The sequence below is a fragment of the Clostridium akagii DSM 12554 genome, from assembly GCF_000686725.1.
Classification (GTDB): domain Bacteria; phylum Bacillota; class Clostridia; order Clostridiales; family Clostridiaceae; genus Clostridium_I; species Clostridium_I akagii.
The window spans coordinates 116,954-133,671 of sequence record NZ_JMLK01000006.1 but is presented as its reverse complement, the minus strand read 5'-3'; the positions used below and the strand labels follow the sequence as shown (position 1 = coordinate 133,671).

17 protein-coding genes are annotated in these 16,718 nt (G+C 29.0%); 5 read left to right on the top strand and 12 right to left on the bottom strand.

All coding sequences use genetic code 11. The annotated features are described in order from the left end of the window. Window positions 1-167: 167 nt before the first annotated feature. The 5 genes from BR66_RS0100745 to BR66_RS0100725 all read right to left on the bottom strand — a co-directional run bounded on the left by BR66_RS0100745 (window position 168) and on the right by BR66_RS0100725 (window position 6,446). On the bottom strand, window positions 168-482 hold the full coding sequence (locus BR66_RS0100745; RefSeq protein WP_026881195.1) for a DUF2325 domain-containing protein: 315 nt from the start codon (window positions 480-482) through the stop codon (window positions 168-170). A gap of 147 nt (window positions 483-629) precedes the next feature. Then, window positions 630-1,208 (bottom strand): 5' nucleotidase, NT5C type, encoded by a 579-nt coding sequence (locus BR66_RS0100740; RefSeq protein WP_026881194.1) that lies wholly within the window; start codon window positions 1,206-1,208, stop codon window positions 630-632. Between the two features lie 94 nt (window positions 1,209-1,302). Next, window positions 1,303-2,667 carry an MATE family efflux transporter gene (locus tag BR66_RS0100735; protein ID WP_026881193.1) on the bottom strand — a complete coding sequence of 455 codons (1,365 nt, stop codon included), beginning with the start codon at window positions 2,665-2,667 and terminating at the stop codon, window positions 1,303-1,305. 124 nt (window positions 2,668-2,791) lie between these two features. Continuing rightward, window positions 2,792-4,201, bottom strand: a complete 1,410-nt coding sequence (locus BR66_RS22765; RefSeq protein WP_051624038.1) for an MATE family efflux transporter — start codon at window positions 4,199-4,201, stop codon at window positions 2,792-2,794. A gap of 163 nt (window positions 4,202-4,364) precedes the next feature. After that, complete coding sequence (locus tag BR66_RS0100725) at window positions 4,365-6,446, bottom strand: helix-turn-helix domain-containing protein (RefSeq protein ID WP_026881192.1); 2,082 nt, start codon at window positions 6,444-6,446, stop codon at window positions 4,365-4,367. Between the two features lie 313 nt (window positions 6,447-6,759). Between BR66_RS0100725 and BR66_RS0100720 the strand changes: the two genes are divergently transcribed. Beyond that, window positions 6,760-7,239 (top strand): S-ribosylhomocysteine lyase, encoded by a 480-nt coding sequence (locus tag BR66_RS0100720; protein WP_026881191.1) that lies wholly within the window; start codon window positions 6,760-6,762, stop codon window positions 7,237-7,239. Window positions 7,240-7,306: 67 nt separating this feature from the next. Here the strand turns inward: BR66_RS0100720 and BR66_RS0100715 are convergent, their stop codons facing one another. Further along, window positions 7,307-7,741 carry a hypothetical protein gene (locus BR66_RS0100715; protein WP_026881190.1) on the bottom strand — a complete coding sequence of 145 codons (435 nt, stop codon included), beginning with the start codon at window positions 7,739-7,741 and terminating at the stop codon, window positions 7,307-7,309. A 311-nt stretch (window positions 7,742-8,052) separates the two neighbouring features. On the opposite strand from BR66_RS0100715, the gene BR66_RS0100710 reads away from it, so the two are divergent. Next, a complete protein-coding gene (locus BR66_RS0100710; protein ID WP_026881189.1) occupies window positions 8,053-8,613 on the top strand; it encodes a nitroreductase family protein in 561 nt (186 codons plus the stop codon). A gap of 65 nt (window positions 8,614-8,678) precedes the next feature. Here the strand turns inward: BR66_RS0100710 and BR66_RS0100705 are convergent, their stop codons facing one another. Further along, window positions 8,679-9,467, bottom strand: coding sequence for an EFR1 family ferrodoxin (locus BR66_RS0100705; protein WP_026881188.1), 789 nt, complete (start codon window positions 9,465-9,467; stop codon window positions 8,679-8,681). Between the two features lie 221 nt (window positions 9,468-9,688). Here BR66_RS0100705 and BR66_RS22760 point away from each other — a divergent pair, with 221 nt between their 5' ends. Together BR66_RS22760 and BR66_RS0100695 are read left to right on the top strand one after the other, a co-directional pair. Then, window positions 9,689-10,357, top strand: a complete 669-nt coding sequence (locus BR66_RS22760) for a hypothetical protein (protein ID WP_035795115.1) — start codon at window positions 9,689-9,691, stop codon at window positions 10,355-10,357. A 191-nt stretch (window positions 10,358-10,548) separates the two neighbouring features. Beyond that, the gene (locus BR66_RS0100695; protein WP_026881187.1) at window positions 10,549-11,193 is read left to right on the top strand and encodes a hypothetical protein; all 645 of its coding nucleotides are present in this window, start codon (window positions 10,549-10,551) and stop codon (window positions 11,191-11,193) included. Between the two features lie 25 nt (window positions 11,194-11,218). On the opposite strand, the gene BR66_RS0100690 is transcribed toward BR66_RS0100695, so the two are convergent. After that, window positions 11,219-12,061 (bottom strand): metallophosphoesterase, encoded by an 843-nt coding sequence (locus tag BR66_RS0100690; protein ID WP_026881186.1) that lies wholly within the window; start codon window positions 12,059-12,061, stop codon window positions 11,219-11,221. 190 nt (window positions 12,062-12,251) lie between these two features. On the opposite strand from BR66_RS0100690, the gene BR66_RS0100685 reads away from it, so the two are divergent. After that, on the top strand, window positions 12,252-12,452 hold the full coding sequence (locus BR66_RS0100685) for a hypothetical protein (protein ID WP_026881185.1): 201 nt from the start codon (window positions 12,252-12,254) through the stop codon (window positions 12,450-12,452). Window positions 12,453-12,627: 175 nt separating this feature from the next. Here the strand turns inward: BR66_RS0100685 and BR66_RS0100680 are convergent, their stop codons facing one another. From BR66_RS0100680 to BR66_RS0100665, 4 genes are all read right to left on the bottom strand, one after another. Next, window positions 12,628-13,875 carry an MFS transporter gene (locus BR66_RS0100680; RefSeq protein WP_026881184.1) on the bottom strand — a complete coding sequence of 416 codons (1,248 nt, stop codon included), beginning with the start codon at window positions 13,873-13,875 and terminating at the stop codon, window positions 12,628-12,630. Between the two features lie 358 nt (window positions 13,876-14,233). Further along, a complete protein-coding gene (locus BR66_RS0100675; RefSeq protein ID WP_026881183.1) occupies window positions 14,234-15,376 on the bottom strand; it encodes an SLC13 family permease in 1,143 nt (380 codons plus the stop codon). A gap of 91 nt (window positions 15,377-15,467) precedes the next feature. Next, window positions 15,468-16,022: a hemerythrin domain-containing protein gene (locus tag BR66_RS0100670; protein WP_026881182.1), complete on the bottom strand. Its 555-nt coding sequence runs from the start codon at window positions 16,020-16,022 to the stop codon at window positions 15,468-15,470. Between the two features lie 5 nt (window positions 16,023-16,027). Next, entirely contained in the window at window positions 16,028-16,654 is a 627-nt protein-coding gene (locus tag BR66_RS0100665; protein ID WP_026881181.1) for a hypothetical protein, read from the bottom strand. Window positions 16,655-16,718: the final 64 nt, after the last annotated feature.

Genomic DNA, 16,718 nt, shown 5'->3' with positions numbered 1-16,718 from the left:
TTTAAACTTACATTTTAAAATTATAAGTCTATTTTGCCTATAAGTAAATTAATTATTATAAATAAATTATTTTTGGTGCAAAAGCAGCCGCTAGTTTTTACACTAGCGGCCTCTTAATATTATTTTATTATGACTATTACGTGCTTCTTGCTTTTAACTATTTTGCGTCACACTGCCTTATACTTCTCAGAAATAGATGCATCATTAATACATCCCTTTATGGTACTCTCCATAGAAATCCATGAACGTTTTGAAAACTCAACTCTTACTCCAATTCGTTTTGATTCTTTTTTTACTATCTCCACTAAATTATGTTCTACAAAATCAACAAAAATAAGTACTAAATCTGTTTTGGGACTTATTTTTATCTTCCTATTTCCGTGTTTTCTTCCTGTTACGTGCTGTATATCATCAAATCCATTTTCTTTTAATTTTTGTGTTATACTTCCAATTCTGTCTCCTCCAATTAATAATACACTCATCAAAATACCACCTTTCAATATATATTATAACTTCATTAATTGATTTTGATTATCATTATCATTCATTGGTATAATAATAACCTGCCCATTGAATTTTGTCAATAAAAAAAATGACTAAGATGTTTTATTTAGTCATTTTAAGTATATTTATATTACTTTTTGAAGAAATTTATAGTTAACTATTTCGTCATATATATCAATCCAACTATATACTCTTGTTATACCTGGATCATTTACATGGCGATTATATGTTGCATCCAATAATAGAACTTTAAACCCTACATTGGAGAGCTGCAAGGCATTATTCAAGTTATCTTCTATAAAGATATCACATTTTAACTCCTCTGCTTTATCAATTTTATAGTGTGTACCTAATACATATAATCCATGAAAATGTATTTCATTGTTTTTTAAATATGATGAAGTAATATTTTCAAGTGATTTATCCCTAGCAGTAACAAAATAAATATTATCATTCATATAAAGATCATTAATAACATCTTTAGCCCCTACTCTAAGAATATCTTGCCTATGATATTCAAATTTATATTTTTCATAAAAACCATTATAATCTTTTTCTGAAATGCCAAGGGCTTTACAAAATTCATACTCCTTAAAATCTTCATGTTTAACCTTTATATTAAAATATTCTGCAGCTTTATCTAGCCAAAAATATGAATCAGTTATGGTTCCATCAATATCAATGCAAATATTTAAATTTTTCATTAAATTCCTTCCCCTCTTATAATGTATTTGATGATACCTAATTACTATTAATATATGTTGAAAATATTAAGACTGTATTAATTTTAAATTAATTTTAGATTTTATTTTTAATCACAACATGATTTTTCCACTTCCCATTTTTGAATCTAATTACATATAAAATACCACGAACTGCCCAATCCACATACATGCCAAGAAAAATACCAACTAATCCATAATTTAATGTTACTCCAAGTACATAACCAAGTGTTATTCTAAAAATCCACATACCAATTATTGAAGTCACCATTGTATATTTTGCATCTCCTGCTCCTTTGAGCCCTGCTGGCAATACAAATGATAATGGCCAATATAACATTGCTGCGGCATTTATTCTTAAAATACTAGTAGTAATATTTATAATTTCAGTATTTGTTGTATATAAAGAAGCAAGCTCTCTTGAAAACAGAAGTGAAAGTACTCCAATCACTGATAAAAGTAAAATTGCCATCTTTGTTATATAGGATAAACACTTTTCAGCTTCTTTGTCATTACTTTTCCCCATATACCTTCCGACTAATGCCGTAGCTGCAATGCCAAGTGCATTGCCTGGAATATTAAAAATGTTTGCAATGGAATTGGTTACAGTATTAGCAGCCATGACTATGGTACCCATGTCCACAATAAACACTTGCATAATGAGCTTTCCTCCATTAAATAGTAAGGATTCTATACTCGCAGGTATACCAATTCCAAATATAGACCTCAAAAGCTGTTTATCAACTTTATAGCTTTTTATTTTTTTAAGTTGTATTATTCTTGACCCTCTAAGAAGAACTATAATTATAACAATAGCACCTATGGTTCGTGCAGTTGCTATTCCAAGGGCTGCACCAGTAACACCCATACTCTTTAAATAAATCTTATTGCCTATACTAAATCCATTTATAAATATCCATGAAAAAAACACATTCAAAATATTCATAACTATAGATATTTTCATGGGAGTTTTTGAATCACCTGCACCTCTTAATATACCGTTAGAAACTAAATCTATTGTTATTAAAGGATATGTTATCAAAGTTATACCAAGATAATTGTATCCATTTATGATTACTGAATTTTCTGCTGATCCGAATAAAAATCCAATCAATGGTTTTCTAAATACTGCCATTAAAATTGTGATAACTAATGATATAGCAATACTTGAATATAATGCCTGCTTAGTAGCTTCATTGGCTTTTTTTATATTGCCTTGTCCGATATATTGGGCAACTACAACTGTTCCACCTACAGCTAGTGCTGAAAAAAATGCTATAAATATATTATTTATTGAATCAATCATTCCTATAGCAGAAACAGCTTCTTTCCCAATATGGCCCGCCATCATTGTATTAATCATACCCATTAATGCTACAAAAAGCTGTTCCGTTATAATCGGTAACGTTAACTTAATAACGTCTTCTCTGTATAAAATCATCTGCCAAACCCCTCTGCATCTATTAATTGTTAACAATACTCATCCTAGCACAATAAACTTTTATTCTCAATAAAAAAAGATGTCTCATAAAAGATTAAATAATCATTTTACGAAACATCACTTATCACTTAGCTAAGCTTTTACTATATGCATAATCTGGTTTACTGAGCTTGAATACCGGAACTTTTGAATATTTCTGAGCCATATCTTTTTTTATAAAATATATTGATGTTACGAAGGATATCATATCTGAAACGGGATATGCAATCCATGCTCCTACAGTTCCAAACATATGAACAAAAAGTATAGCTAAAGGTATAAACAATACTAGTTGCCTATAAATCGAAAATAGGAAAGATTTTTTTGACTCCTCAATTGCCTGATAATAATATATACATATATAATATATTCCTATTACAGGGTGTACTGCTATACTGATTCTAAACGCTATTACAGCACTGTGTAATATTGAAGCATCTTTAACGAAAAATCCAATTATCGGTGTAGCAAAAATCATAAGCAAACTTCCAAATCCAAGTGAGGTAATTGTTACAGCTTTTATAGTAACTTTTAATGTTTCTCTAACCTTTTTATAATTACCTGCCCCATAATTGTAAGCTACAATTGGCTGCATTGCTGCACTTATGCCAATTATCGTTACAAAAATAAACATAGATACCTTAGTGATAACTCCGACTATAATTATAGCTGTATCTCCACCACTTGAAACTAATAATTTGTTCAATATTACTGAAACCACTGCATCAGAAATTTCAATTACAAATGTTGAAAACCCAATAGCTATTATTTCCGCAAGTAATACTTTATTAAATGATCTAACTATATTTGTTATAGTAAATTTAATACTAAATTTAGTCCTAATTTTATTAAAATGGTATAGAGTATATCCAAATGCTATAATTTGAGAAACAGTAGTTGCTATTGCTGCTCCTTCAACTCCGAATCCAAGTACAGCTACCAGAAAATAATCTATTATTATATTAAATATAGCTCCTATAAAATTTGAGTAAAGCGCAATTTTAGTATCTCCAATTGATGTCATTGTATAACAGGCTACCATGGAGAGACATTGAAAGAAACTTCCTATCAAAATAATACTAATATATTTATCTGCAAGAGGGTACACGTTGCTACTTGCTCCAAGCGCAGTTATTAACGGATTTTTAAATACAAAAATGCCTAGACACACACATAAAAATGTAACTACTGTTAAAACAAAAGAATTTACTATTATATCTTTTACTTCTTTCATATTTCCACTTCCAAGACTTCTTGCAACAAATGTTGAAGCACCTATGGATATAAGCATTCCTAAGGATGTTAAAAATCTTTGAACTGGAAATGACACGGTTAATGCAGCAATTGCATCTACTCCCACATAACGTCCTACAAAAACTGTATCAACCATATTGTACAGCTCTACAACTAAAAGTGATATTATTGAAGGTATTGCAAACCTTAAAAGTATTTTACTTACTTTTTTTTCTTTAAATATTGAATTGTCCATTCCCATGAAATTTCCACCACCTTTGCTTTACTTCATGAGTTTTTTTATTTCTATAGTATTATTATATTTTAAATGTGCATTTCATTAAACTCACTAAACTGTTAACTAAAAGGTACTAATAAGGTAATAGTATACTTGCCCAATTTTATACAAAAAGTACAAAAACACCTTATCTAAGGTGTCTTTGTACTTCTTTAATTGTTATTAGTACTGCTCCATAGCCTGTAAGCTCTGCTAGCAGGTTAAGTACCGCACTTTTTTTTGTAAATTTAAAATTTATTTCTGGAAATGATGCCTTATGAATTATTTCTTTTTCTTCTTTATTAAGCCTGCCAGGTCTCCCCATATCAAGCCAATAGTTATAAGAGGAACCCACTTCCTCATCTATCACATATGTTGTGATCCTAACTGAAGATGTTATTTGAACTATATTTAAAGAGAATTTTTTTTCCTTTGAATTCCTAAGACCCCTAAGTTTTGAGTAACTCTTAAGTTCAATAAGGTTATCTATTTCTTCATTATAACTATATAAAAGTATTTGATATTCCCCTTGTTTTTTTGTAACGATATATCCATTATCCCTCTCCACCAAAGTATCCCCTAGCATATTAAGCAAATAATAGGCGTAAAAAGCTGGTTTTCTTATTCCTTTATCATTCACAATACCAGGATATCCAAAAAACACTTCATTTGTTAAATTAACTTGACTACCAAGCACATCAAATGCTCTAAGCATTCCTAAATTTTTTTTGCCTTTTATTTCATTTTCTATTATAAATGGTAACATATAAGCGGTATCATAAATTGGATTGATATTTAAAGTAGCATCATAGTACTCTTTTATAATATTTAATTTATATTCCTGTTCAATTATTTCTCTGGCAGACTTTAATATTTCCTCTGGTACTACCGATGAAAATTGAAATGCAAAATCATTTAAATTTAAAGTTTCTATGTCATCAAAAAAATCCAGGAAAGATTTTAATGCTACTATAAATTCATCTCTATCGAAACCTATATTGTCAATTACGATTAAAGGATTTATATTTAAAGTATCAAGATATTCAAAAACCGTCATAGCTCGACTCCAATTATAAAACTTAGCTCCTGAGAATATTCCCATGTCCAAAGAAAATACATTTAATAATCTTGCGTAATTATAACCTATTTGCTGCTGTAGCTCCTCAAGAATATCTTTATTATCCTCAATGAGTAAATCAAATGCTTCCCCAACATTAATAATGTTTTTAAAGTTTTTTTCAAATTGTCCTAAATCCTTACTCATGTCTATATTGATTTTATTAATCTTATTTTCAGAGTTAAATCTATCATAATCCTCTAAATAATATATAACTCCTTCAATAGCTTCATTTAATGGATGATGCTCCATTCTTTTATGTTTTTCAAATGTATCATCATCCATCTTGAATTTTTTTCTAAAATTTAAAGGTGTCATTTTGTAATATACCTTAAAATTCTTATTAAAATACCTTGTATGCGAGAAACCAACTTCTTCAGATATTTCCGAAATGCTCTTATCACTGTCTAGTAAAAGCTTAATGGATTCTTCAACTCTAGTAATATTTATTAAATCCGTAAAACTAGATCCTGTAGCATATTTAATTTCATGTGATAAATAATGTGTACTTAAAAATTCTTTATCAGCAATATCTTGAAGAGTTATATTATTATTGTAATTGTTAAATATATATTTTGCTATGCGATGATATCTCTCTAGCTGTTCTTCGTTTTCTTTTAATTCTTTTTGCTCATACATTAGATAGTGAAAATTGTTTATAAGATAATATAAAAGTCTAACCAAGTTGTCTTCAATTTCTTCGTCATAATTATCACTTTTTTGGACAAACTCACAAAGTATTATACTTAAGAAAGTTCTAAGTTCATCATATTCCTCACTATCTTGAGCACCTTCATCGGAGGTATTCGTATAAAAAAACATATTTTCTATATCATTATAATATTTTTCAAAAAAGAATGGATCTATATGAAATATCAAAACTCTATTATTCTTATCATTTGAATATAATTTATGTAATTCATCTACATTAATTATCTCAATTTCATTTTCCTCTAATTCATAAGTCCCATTGTTAATCGTTACTTCAATTTTCCCCTTAAGTACATAAATCATTTCAATCGCATTTTGCCAGTGCATAGGATATTCACTGACAGTAACAAAATCAATATATACAGGCACTCCCAGCGAGTAGTCTATATATTCCTTCGCCATTAATTATTTCCTCCTCTATTAATTTCATTTTAATTATCATGGATATTAAGATCAGTGCTCTTCAGCGCTAAAATATAATTAAACTTACTTACGTTTAATTATATTCTAAAAAGCAGTACTTTATCAAATTTTATGATTTGTTATCAATATTAGTTAGCTAAGCGTGTTATATAAAATATACTTAATTTACAATATAAATCAATTCTCTGTATATACTTTTAATATTTATATTAAAGTGTTATGATTTTAATATAAACAATTCTATAAAATGAAGGTGTTTTTACAATTATAGATTTACAAGGAGGATAATACTATGGAAAAAATAGCAAGTTTCACTGTAGACCATTTGAGATTAAAACCCGGAGTATATGTTTCAAGAAAAGACAAGGTAGGCGAAAATGTTGTTACTACATTTGATTTAAGATTAACAACCCCAAACCTTGAACCCGTTATAAATACTGCTGAAGTGCACGCAATAGAACATTTAGCTGCAACCTATTTAAGAAATGACCAGGCTATTTCAGCAAAAACTATTTATTTTGGACCAATGGGATGCAGAACTGGATTTTATCTTATACTTAGTGGCGATTATAAATCAAAAGATATCATTGACCTATTAATTGGTTTATTTAAATTCATCGCAGATTATGAAGGTGATATTCCAGGTGCTGCCCCTAAAGATTGTGGTAATTATCTTGATATGAATCTCCCTATGGCTAAATATGTTGCCAGAAAATATCTTAATGAAGTTCTATTAAATATTAGCGAAGAAACTTTGAATTATCCACAATAAAAAAAAAGATTGGCAATGATTTTATTTACTAACAAATCATTGCCAATCTTTTTTATTTATTTATCTATTAAACAGTTTCAACTTCTTTTATATTTTCTTCTTTTTCTGTTTTTTCAATATTTTTTTCTGGAATACTTACTTTTGCAATTTCTGTAACAAGTTCATCTTTACTTAATAGTTTTAATCCTTTTGAAATTTTATCATTGATTATGCCAGCGCCTACTAAAACAAATGCTATACCACAATATACACCAATAGAATTAAATATTGCAGGAAGTAGTTGAGATGATATTAATTGCTTAGATGCTGCGCTTACCTGGGCTGCTGTAGCTCCTTGTGCTTCTTGTGCAACATATGAAGCGATGGTAGTTCTAAACACCATAACATTAGTGACTAGTGATGCTACCCCAATAATAGCTACAATAATAGCAACAACATATAAAACAATGGAGCTTTTAGCAGTTTTTGATTTTTTTGATAAATTTTTTTCTTCAACACTCATAATTTTTTCTCCATTCCGCCCTAAAAGGCTATGTAATAATTTCAACGATTCAATATATTATTTGAATTTATTATATTATACCACCTAATCATAGTCTAAAAATGAAATCTGTAATAATTTACATTTTGTTTTCATTAGGAACATAATTTTAACAAATATATATCATTTAGAATTAACATATAAAAATTAACATCCAATATCTATAGTCACTAAAAAGATACTATCTTACATAAAAGTGTCTACTTTATTATAATACCAAACTAGTATATAATTTATACATTATATATCTTATTAAGAGAGGACTGAATTCTATGAATGAAATACTACAAGTTATAAAAGAAAGAAGAAGCATTAGAGTTTTTAAGGATGAACAAATTAAAGATGAGGAATTAAATGAAGTTTTACAAGCTGGATTATATGCACCAAGTGCTATGAACCAACAATCTTGGCACTTTACTGTTATTCAAAATGATACTGTACTTGAAAATTTTACTCAGACAGCAAAAGACACATATGCCAAATCCGGTAATGATCAATTAAAAGGTATGTCCAATAATTATAAATATAAAGTATTTTATAATGCTCCAACAGCTATATTAATATCAGGTGATATTAATGCCGCTAATCCACAAGCTGACTGTGCAGCTGCAGCTGAAAATATATTACTTGCTGCCGAGACATTAGGTCTTGGTGCATGCTGGATAGGCAGTATGCCTTATATATTTGGAAATGGAAGCAATGAAGCTCTAAAGAAAGAACTTGAAATACCAGATGGCTATAATCCTATATATTCCATTGCACTAGGTTATGCTGCTTCAGAAAATGCCCATGCCCCAGTTCTAAAGGCAAACAAAATAAATATAATTAAATAATTTTATAAGCCACCATTTTTATGGTGGCTTATTTTATGTGTAATTATATATTACAACTATTATTCTTATTTTATCATCATTTCTTTAACATTTATATTAGGATTTTTATATCTTCCTTTTTTTTCTGTTCCTTTTCCATACTGAATTGCTCGTTTGGGACATAAATTAATACACGCTAAACACTGAATACACTTTTTTCCCCAAATTGGCTTTTTCCTTACCTTAATATTTTTGCAATTACAAGTACTTTCACATATCCCACAGCCTGTACAGTTATGACCTGCATGAAACTTTTTAGTATCCAAACCTTTTTTGTTAAAAAGCGGACTAATAACTGAAGTTAAAATTCCAGGCACAAATCCTTTTTCAATTTCAAATATTCCATCTTTACTATTTTTAACAACATCATTAATTTTATTCAAAACCAATTCTGCTTGTGAAAGCTTTTCCTGTTCCACCTTTTTTGTATAAACGTCTCCTGAAATTATATAATTATTAGGCATTTGTATAGAAAATCCACTTTTTAGTGTTAGATTTTTTTTATTTAAAAGATTACTAATAACTTTAATTGCATTTCCCACATTTTCTCCACATGTTGCTACTGTAAATATATAATTGTTTTTATAGTTGTTAAACTTTAATTTTTTAATAAACTGAATAACCATTTTAGGAGGTGCCCAAGCATAAATTGGATAAACAAACCCTATGATTTCACCATCTTTTAGTGTGTATTCATAACTTTCATCTTTATTATTTATGGCAGATGCTATTGAAACCAGCTCTTCTTTATTATGCTCACCTATATTTTTAGCTACATACAAGGAATTCCCTGTACCTGAAAAATAAAATATCATTACTTATCTCCTCTTAAAATATTCTTTGATTTAATCTAAACTTATAAATTATAGCATAATATGCACAAATTTATTTTAATTGATGGCTTAATACTTGTCAATCCTTTATATATGAAGTTCATCAATGTTATTACTACTTGCTTAGCGCCATCTTTTGCCTTGTTTATTTTATTTATTAACCTTCATCATAGCTAATGAATATACTGTACAGAGGTGATTATATGATTATATCAGACTACAAAAGTAGCAATTGGAATTCTAGCCAAGCTGTCTCTACTACGGTTCCATCACCTGATTTAGTTGCTAAAACAAATAGATTTTATAAACTCCCAGTATTTTTAAGTCATCCTACTAGTAATACCCTAAATGATGTTCAAATCAAATTTCTGATTAGATTGATGGAAGAATTAAAAAGAGAATTGATATTCCCAAGGACTTTGCCAAATACCGAGCAGTATCCTGAATCAACTATGTCTAGCATTAGAACAATGATTTATTCAAGTTTTGGTATGGTAACTTTAAACCTAGCAAGAAAAAAAGTTAAAGTCACTGAAACAAATGGTGCAACTATATACCAAAATGATGTAGGTACAGAATATTGGACAGGTTCATATTTTTCATTTATTGAACCCGCCATGGCATATCAATATGGACTACCTCAATTATTTATTACAGAAATCACTGTTTCTAATCAAGACGTTTATGAATCAGGAGGGATACTTCCCTACCGTGTACTAGTTTGGGATTCTACCCAAGGGCTTGAAAGTATTGATATCTTTTTTAATAGTATAGAATGGAAAGAAATGCTAGAGAACTGGACTGCAGAAGTTAGAAGTGGTTATTTTCTTCAGACTCAGCCGCCATTTCAATATACTGGAGAAAACAAATAATTAATTTTAATTAAGATGTTCTGCCATAATTCTTGGCAAAACATCTTAAAACATATTTTTATAAACCTCTTCATTAATAAGGATTTTATCATTTAATTATTTCCATACCAACTTCTCTTGTTTATAACTTGTAAATACTATATTATATTAGATAATAAACAATTTTACTTATCATTAGAGGAGTGATACTCATGGAAAGCTTAATTACACCTAAAACTCCTCTTGAGGAGATTCAATTTCATATATATGACTTAGGAACTTCATATTACGGTGGCAGTCAATATTGGTTTCCAAAGAAATTTCATCAACTCAGTGGTTGTGGTCCTGTTGCTGCCGCTAATATAACTGCTTATTTGTCTCAAACATTTCCAGATAAATATAGTAATTTATATTCCTATAAAGGTAACATAAATAAAAATGATTTTGTAAAGCATATGGTTGAGATTCGAAAATACGTAAAACCAGGAATTTTTGGGCTTACCTCTGTTAATCAATTTTCAGATAATGTTATGGATTTTTCTAAAGAAAGAGGTGTATCCCTAGTTCCTCATATTTTGAATGGTAATGATTCTAGTATTGATGAAGCTATAATCTTTATTTCAGAAGCCTTATCTCAAAAAATACCCGTTGCCATCTTAGTTCTTAAACATCCAGTAAAAGAATTTAAAGAATATACTTGGCACTGGATGACTATCACTGGCTTAAATATGAATTATCAAGATAACATATATTATATTTCAGTATCATCTTATGGCGTTCGTGAAGAAATAAATCTAGATTTACTTTGGAATAGACGACGTTCAAAACATATAATCAGTCTAGCATATTTTGCATAAATTAGATTTATGCAAAATATCATCTTTAATTTTTTACACTAGTTCCAGTTTTTAAATTAATTTGTACAATTTCTGGGCTAGCAAAAAATCTTATAGGCAGTACTCCATTACCTATTCCTTTAGTTACTAATATATCTCTATTTACTTCATGAACGATATTTTTCACATATTTTTGCCCATATTTTGAAGATGTACATGGTGCATATAAGCCGAAAAAAGTAACTTGACCACCATGTGTATGCCCAGCGAGACCTAAATCATAATTAATTACATTTTTATAATCACTAAAAAAATCCGGATTATGAGAAATAGCAATAGTAAAACTTCCACTATTTTTTTTAAGTATATTAACATCTGGATTTCCTTCGACCAGATCATCCACTCCAATTAGTTCAATGCTTTCTTTACCAATATTAATAACTTTTTTTTTATTTTTAAGTATCTGAAAAGAACTTAATTTAATTTCATTTAATAAAGAATCTCTTCTATTAAAATAATCATGATTCCCGAGCACTGTAAATATGCCTATCTGCGCTCGTAATCTTCTTAGTATTTCAAATTCCTTATTTAAATACTTGGTTACATCTGACTTACTTTTTACTGAAATATCCAAGTAATCTCCACCTATTATTATAATGCTAGGGTCTAGTTTATTTATCATTTTGACTATGCTAATTAATCTACTAGCCCTAAAAAATCTTCCGTAATGAATATCTGATATAAAAACGATTTTAAAATTATCGAAATTGTCCTTTATTTTGTTATTCTTAATTTTAGTTTTTCTAACTTTATAAACCTGACCTTCAATTAAAATCCACGATGTAAAAAAAATAAATAGGTATAATAAAATGTACAATATATTAGCCATGCATGCGCTCCTTAGTTAAACTTTATAAATTACTTCTATCATAACATTAAAAATAAATAAAATGAACCATGTTAACAACTAATTTCTTCCCTGTTATAGTTACTACTCCATAAGTACACTCCCATTGACATGGACTAAGTAATGTGATAAGTTTCAAGAAAAGAACTAACACAAAGGAAGTGGATTAGTAATGCCTAAATATTTAGTTTGTAAAAATACAATGAAATACAATAAATTAGCTAAGTCGCTAGAAGAAAAAAATATTAAATTTGAAACTAAAAATTGTTTAAATAAATGTTCTAAATGCCACAGTAAAATTATGGTTAAAAAAGATGATGAATATATCTCTGCAAAAAGCATTGATAAATTATTAGAAAAATTAGATATATAAGTATAATTTACCACTTAATAAATATAATTGGTTGTTATTTCCTAATTATTTTATAAGAATAACAGCCATTTCATTTATAATTAGTAATGATATCATTACTAATTATAAAATTACTATACATACATTTTTTATCTTCTTCATTATAATCCTCCTATGCTTTTCTCATCATCATGCATCAATTCGCTTCGTAGGCCTCATCGCAAGCTTTAATTAGAAATATTGCTGTCACAAAAACGGATAATATATTTACAATTATCAAAACATTATAATATTTCATCTCATCAAGTAACGTACCAAATAATAAGGCCCCTAGTGGCATGGCTCCCTGCGAAAACATTCCTAGTATTGAAAAAAATCTAGATCGCATTTCCTCTGGAACCAGATTTTGAAGATTTGTTGAAATTGGAGTATTCACAAAAGCGTTAAAAAATTCCATAGCTATACATCCCATTGATACTGATACAAACAATGTGAAAGTTACTCCACCGTAAATTTTTACTACGGCAGGTAAAATTAATGCACAAACCACTAATCTTAAACTAGTCTCAATAACAAGTCCATACTTCATAAGTTTTCTCAACCCTAATTTTTTAAAATATAGTGATATCCCAATATTACCCAGTAGTATTCCTACTGCTAAAAAACCCATTATATAACCATACTGCCGGGAAGTAAAACCAACCCCTCTCTTTAGTGCATAAGGCATTATTACATCAAATAAAGGGACAAGCAAAAAATTAGCAGTCATAGCAAAGGTAAACAATTGAAGTAATCCTTTTTTAGCAACAATAAATTTAAAAACTTCAGAATTTTCCTTTAAAAATAGTTTCAAGCTTATTTTTTGTTTTTTTTCTACTTTTTTATTATAAGCAATAAACATTGAAAATACTGATGAAATTATAAAGGAAATTCCATTTGAATAAAACACCATCTTTATTCCCCACAATCCATATATTATTCCACCCATTACAGGTCCTAAAATGGTTGAAGCTGCATCAAACCCGCCCTTCATAGAATTAGCTTCTATCAGTTCAGTTTTAGATATTAAATCTGGCATTAATGCAGAAGATGAAGAATTAAACAAACTGTCCATTATAGACACAAATATTTGTAGAACAAATAGAGCATAAATATTAAAATTACCGGTGGTTGCAAGTATTCCAAACCAACAAATAAGTATGCCTCTTCCTAAATCCATAGCTATCATTACGTTTCTTCTGTTTCTCCTATCACCTATTATTCCCGAAAACGGTGAAGTTATAAGTGCTGGCAGAATTGTTAACATGGAGAATACACCCATTAATGTTCCAGACCCCGTTAAGTCAAGTATGTAAAGCGGTAGTGCTATCATTTGAATACCACTACCCATAAGTGACACAAACCTCCCACCTAAAAACATATACAAGTTTTTGCTCTCTTTCATATTTTACCACTTACTCCTTCCCCCAATGGCTACTGCAATGATTTGTTCTTTGGACATTAATATATTATCTGCATCAATTTTATAACATATTTGTGTGATTGTCTATATATAAATAAACTTTAATCACTTTTGTCTACAAGTATTTCTGTGGTCAATCCATTATCATCAACCCCAAATGGATTGACCACATTTATTTCTCATTCCATTGGATTATCTTTTTTAGTTAACATTTTGATACCTCCTAAGTTGTTTAAACCTTTCACATTATATATTTTCAAGAAATAAAAATCCCTTCGTCCTAATATTAATAAGGACGAAGGGTTAATCTCCGCGGTTCCAACTAAAATATTACTAAAAATCACAAAACTCTGATCCATAAAAACATTACTAGTGTAAATAATAGCAAACTAGAGAAATTGTATAGATTAAATTTCTTCAAATATACTTTACCCTTGTCTTCGTTTTCTTTTACATATATTTTATAAGATATAAGGCTAGCTAAGGATGCTATAATTGTTCCCATTCCACCAATATCAACACCTAATAGTATCTCTTTCCAATTGTTTGTAAAACTTGATACCAATATAGCACAAGGCATATTACTTACAACTTGACTTAGTATTATTGATGAAAAATAGGTCATATGTTGTAATTTTAGAAACCCTTTTAAGTAGATCTTTACTATTTCTATATTTGAAATATTTCCAATAAAAACAAAAAAACATATAAAAGTAGCTAGCAAAAAGTAATCCACCTCTTTAAACAATCTCCTATCCATGATTATTATTCCAAGTATAACCGCAATCAAAGTGTATTTGTAGTTAATTATGCCAAATACTGATGCTATTACAAAGATGAAAAGGATTATATATGCCGTCACTCTTTTTTTATCATTAATATGTACTTCTTTAACTTTAATCCGTATACCTCGTTTTGGTACTCTTCTATTAAGCCATAGAAGCCAAATAAATCCAAATAATACAAAAGGTATGATTACTTTGAAAAATTCCATTGCATTCAAATTGTAGTGAGTAAATAGGAACAAATTCTGAGGATTCCCCATTGGTGTTAGACTACTTCCAATGTTCGCTGCTAGGGTTTGAAGTATAATGGTTTTCATTGGATCGACCTTAGTTTTATTAAAAGTTAAAATAGTTAAAGGTACAAAAGTTATCAGTGCAACATCGTTTGTTACAAGCATAGATAAAAAAAAGGTTATGGCTATAAATACCATTGAGACTACCCTAGTGCTACTACATTTTGATAAAATCTCCATAGCAATTATATCCATAACCTTTAATTTTTTAAATGCTGCAACTATAATCATTAAATTAAAAATAAGTACCAATACTTTAAAATCTATATAGGATAATTTGGGAGTTGTTATGAATGAAGAACAGATTGCTAAGAGCATTGCTATTATTAAGACTTTTTCCTTCCAAAGTTTTTCAATAAACATTGTTATATAATCCACAACTGCTGATATTGCTACATTTTTCATTTGCTTATTTTCTCCCTAGTAACACATATTTAGTATACAACTATTATACACTGTACACTAAATATATACTTATATTTTGGGACAATATCAACTATAAATATTTATTTTCTAGTTCTTCTAAAAGGGCTATATAGGTTGCTTGAATTTTTTTCTTCTCATTTTCAGCTTCATATTTTTCGCATTCCTCATCTATCTTGTCAAAAGATGCTTTACTTAATCCCCTCTGTGCAAAGGGATATGTAACTTTATCTTCCTTATCAATGTGCCTGGTTAAAAGATGAGTATATGAAATTGCATTTGCTATTACGTCAACTTTAGAATCCTCGTCCCCGTTTTTTACCCGTGCTAAAGCTTCTTCTAGGTCCCTAATAAAAAGCCTTCCAAGATCATGTTCCACAAGCATTCCGTGTTTCACAACTATGTCGGCTATATCTCCCATTTCCGCTACCATTCTTGTAAACAGTATTTTCTCCTCTTTTCCATGATGATGGGCATCAGCATAATTTCTTACGAAAGAAATGATTTTTTCAAAATCTTCGTAATTAATATTATCTTCTTGCATAACCTTAATACTAGCCTTTCTAACAACTACTAACATTCTTTTAATATATTTGTGTTCCTCCACCATTAATTTAATACTGTCCATATTTATCATCCCTTTCTTATTTTATTGTACCCATCTTCACTGCGAGTATAAACGTATTTTCTACCAGTTGCTGATAAAAATCCATTTATCCAAGCATCTCTTAAAGTATAAAAATTAGTTATTTCACCATTAGCATTTTCCCAATGTTCTAAATGTATGTTTCTTGTAGTTTTCCAAGAGAATTCATCCTCAGATTCATTTACTTCTTCGTTAACTCTGTCACAAGGCATTCCCTCAAGAAGATTGTCGAAAATTAATATATATAAAGCCTTTGGTGATAAATCTTCTACAACTGTAGTTTCCATAAGCTTTTTACCATTTTGAAAATAAACTTTACCAATGTCCTCAATATTCACTTTATGGTTTTTTATTAACTCCGTAACCAGCGCTGCTGTCCTATTTTCAACACCTTGTATCTTTAACTGTAACCATCCATGAATATTATCTTGATTAATAACCTGTTCAAGTGGTGTTGTCTCTGGATAACCATATTTTTCATTAATTTTTAATTTTAATTCTTCTACTGGAATGTTTTTTTCTTCTGCTAATTTTAATGTTTCCTGTTGTAGTTTTTCCTGTACCTGTATTTTATTATATAATAAAAAATGTATCTTTCCCAAAAATGCACTCATAACCATACCTCCATATAATATCAATTTTATCAACTTATCCTCTGATTTATTTTGTTTTCTTAAC

Coding starts and splice junctions, on each gene's coding strand:
- BR66_RS0100745 (WP_026881195.1), bottom strand. CDS start 482: ATGAGTGTATTATTAATTGGAGGAGACAGAATTGGAAGTATAACACAA.
- BR66_RS0100740 (WP_026881194.1), bottom strand. CDS start 1,208: ATGAAAAATTTAAATATTTGCATTGATATTGATGGAACCATAACTGAT.
- BR66_RS0100735 (WP_026881193.1), bottom strand. CDS start 2,667: ATGATTTTATACAGAGAAGACGTTATTAAGTTAACGTTACCGATTATA.
- BR66_RS22765 (WP_051624038.1), bottom strand. CDS start 4,201: ATGGGAATGGACAATTCAATATTTAAAGAAAAAAAAGTAAGTAAAATA.
- BR66_RS0100725 (WP_026881192.1), bottom strand. CDS start 6,446: ATGGCGAAGGAATATATAGACTACTCGCTGGGAGTGCCTGTATATATT.
- BR66_RS0100720 (WP_026881191.1), top strand. CDS start 6,760: ATGGAAAAAATAGCAAGTTTCACTGTAGACCATTTGAGATTAAAACCC.
- BR66_RS0100715 (WP_026881190.1), bottom strand. CDS start 7,741: ATGAGTGTTGAAGAAAAAAATTTATCAAAAAAATCAAAAACTGCTAAA.
- BR66_RS0100710 (WP_026881189.1), top strand. CDS start 8,053: ATGAATGAAATACTACAAGTTATAAAAGAAAGAAGAAGCATTAGAGTT.
- BR66_RS0100705 (WP_026881188.1), bottom strand. CDS start 9,467: ATGATATTTTATTTTTCAGGTACAGGGAATTCCTTGTATGTAGCTAAA.
- BR66_RS22760 (WP_035795115.1), top strand. CDS start 9,689: ATGATTATATCAGACTACAAAAGTAGCAATTGGAATTCTAGCCAAGCT.
- BR66_RS0100695 (WP_026881187.1), top strand. CDS start 10,549: ATGGAAAGCTTAATTACACCTAAAACTCCTCTTGAGGAGATTCAATTT.
- BR66_RS0100690 (WP_026881186.1), bottom strand. CDS start 12,061: ATGGCTAATATATTGTACATTTTATTATACCTATTTATTTTTTTTACA.
- BR66_RS0100685 (WP_026881185.1), top strand. CDS start 12,252: ATGCCTAAATATTTAGTTTGTAAAAATACAATGAAATACAATAAATTA.
- BR66_RS0100680 (WP_026881184.1), bottom strand. CDS start 13,875: ATGAAAGAGAGCAAAAACTTGTATATGTTTTTAGGTGGGAGGTTTGTG.
- BR66_RS0100675 (WP_026881183.1), bottom strand. CDS start 15,376: ATGAAAAATGTAGCAATATCAGCAGTTGTGGATTATATAACAATGTTT.
- BR66_RS0100670 (WP_026881182.1), bottom strand. CDS start 16,022: ATGGACAGTATTAAATTAATGGTGGAGGAACACAAATATATTAAAAGA.
- BR66_RS0100665 (WP_026881181.1), bottom strand. CDS start 16,654: ATGAGTGCATTTTTGGGAAAGATACATTTTTTATTATATAATAAAATA.